Raw genomic sequence first — 316 nt, 5'->3', positions numbered from 1 at the left:
GACTCAACCATTACGCATTATATTTGCCGGTACGCCGGACTTTGCAGCACGTCATTTACAAGCGCTGATACAAAGCGAACACCAAATAGTGGGTGTATATAGCCAGCCAGATCGCCCTGCAGGTCGTGGTAAAAAATTAAAAGCCAGTGAAGTGAAAGAACGCGCACTTGAGCACAACTTACCGGTTTTTCAGCCACAGTCATTAAAAAATGATGAAGCACTAGCAGAGCTAACAAGCTTAAATGCCGACATTATGATTGTTGTAGCGTATGGCTTAATCTTACCTAAAGCTATATTAGAAGCCCCACGTTTGGGT

At 43.7% G+C, this 316-nt stretch carries 1 protein-coding gene; it reads left to right on the top strand.

What is annotated here, in order from left to right; translation table 11 throughout:
• Positions 1-16: 16 nt before the first annotated feature.
• Positions 17-316 (top strand): methionyl-tRNA formyltransferase (locus tag AAEY78_RS12480; RefSeq protein ID WP_352339657.1); only part of this gene is annotated, 300 nt, incomplete at its 3' end.

This window comes from Psychrobacter sp. 16-MNA-CIBAN-0192, assembly GCF_040309565.1.
GTDB lineage: Bacteria > Pseudomonadota > Gammaproteobacteria > Pseudomonadales > Moraxellaceae > Psychrobacter.
Note: the sequence above shows the minus strand (reverse complement) of the source record. Positions and strands in the feature narration are given on the sequence as shown.